Raw genomic sequence first — 1,563 nt, 5'->3', positions numbered from 1 at the left:
GTGCGCGTGGTCGTGGTGGGCATGGTCGTGGTGGGCATGGCCGTGATGGTGGTGGCCGGCGGCCTCGCCCGCATAGGCGCCGCCCTCGGGGCGGAACGGGCGCTCCACCGCCTCGGCACTGCCGCCGAGACCCCGCACCATCTCGGCGAGCACGTGGTCGAAAGCGATGTAGACCGCGTCCGGCCCGATCTCGGCCGGGATGTGCCGGTTGCCGATGTGCCAGATCAGACGCTTGAGGGCGTGGTCGTCGGGCGCGCGGATCGCCAGCAGCCGCTCCGGCGCGGCCTCGACCCAGACGAGGCGCCCATCCTGCAGCACCAGCGCGTCGCCGTCGTCGAGCACGGTCGGCTCGGGCAGGTCGAGGAGGAACGCCAGCCCGCCCGCGGCGCGCATCGCCATGCGCCGGCGGTGCCGGTCGCCGTGGTCGAGGACGATGCGGTCGACGATCTCGCCGGCGAGGGCGTCGCGGCGCAGGACGTGGGTGGCGCGGATCATGAACGAAAAACCGGTTGGCGCTCAGCCTCGTGCCGCCGAGCGTGGACGCAAAGCAAGCCGACCTCAGAACAGAAAATACCGCTGCGCCATCGGCAGGACGTCGGCGGGCTCGCAGACGAGAAGTTCCCCATCGGCGCGGACGTCGTAGGTCTCGGGGTCGACCTCGATGTCGGGCGTGGCGTCGTTGAGGATCATGCTCTTCTTCGAGATGCCGCCGCGCACGTTCTCGACGGCGACGAGGCGCTTCTGCAACCCGAGGCGCTCGCCGAGACCGTCCTCGATGGCGGCCTTCGAGACGAAGGTCAGGGCGGTGGCGAAGGGCACCCGGCCGAAAGACCCGAACATCGGGCGGTAATGCACCGGCTGGGGCGTCGGGATCGAGGCGTTGGGGTCGCCCATGGGCGCGGTGGCGATGGCGCCGCCCTTGATCACGAGGTCGGGCTTCACCCCGAAGAAGGCCGGCGTCCACAGTACGAGGTCGGCGAGCTTGCCCGGCTCGACCGAGCCGATATGGGCCGAGACGCCGTGCGCGATCGCCGGGTTGATGGTGTATTTCGCCACGTAGCGGCGGGCGCGCAGGTTGTCGTTGCCGGATGTATCGCCGGGGAGCGCCCCGCGCTGGCGCTTCATCTTGTCGGCCGTCTGCCAGGTGCGGATGATGACCTCGCCGACCCGGCCCATGGCCTGGCTGTCCGAGGACATCATCGAGAGGGCGCCGATGTCGTGCAGGATGTCCTCGGCCGCGATGGTCTCGCGGCGGATGCGGCTCTCGGCGAAGGCGAGATCCTCGGGAATCGCCGGGTCGAGGTGGTGGCACACCATCAGCATGTCGAGATGCTCGTCGATGGTGTTCTTCGTGTAGGGCCGCGTCGGGTTGGTCGACGACGGAAGGACGTTGGCGAGCCCCGCCACCTTGATGATGTCCGGCGCGTGGCCGCCGCCCGCCCCCTCGGTGTGGAAGGCGTGGATGGTGCGGCCCGCGAAGGCCTTGATCGTGTCCTCGACGAAGCCGGATTCGTTGAGGGTGTCGGAGTGGATCATCACCTGCACGTCGTGGAGGTCGGCCAC

Annotated in this window: 2 protein-coding genes; both read right to left on the bottom strand. The window is 69.7% G+C overall.

Annotated features, from left to right (window positions below; translation table 11 throughout):
- Positions 1 to 495 (bottom strand): urease accessory protein UreE (locus tag K2X24_RS06195; RefSeq protein ID WP_292495762.1); only part of this gene is annotated, 495 nt, incomplete at its 3' end.
- 63 nt (positions 496 to 558) lie between these two features.
- Positions 559 to 1,563 (bottom strand): urease subunit alpha (locus K2X24_RS06190; protein WP_292495759.1); only part of this gene is annotated, 1,005 nt, incomplete at its 5' end.

It is taken from the genome of Methylobacterium sp. (assembly GCF_019750675.1).
In the GTDB taxonomy this organism is placed as follows: Bacteria; Pseudomonadota; Alphaproteobacteria; order Rhizobiales; family Beijerinckiaceae; genus Methylobacterium.
Note: the sequence above shows the minus strand (reverse complement) of the source record. Positions and strands in the feature narration are given on the sequence as shown.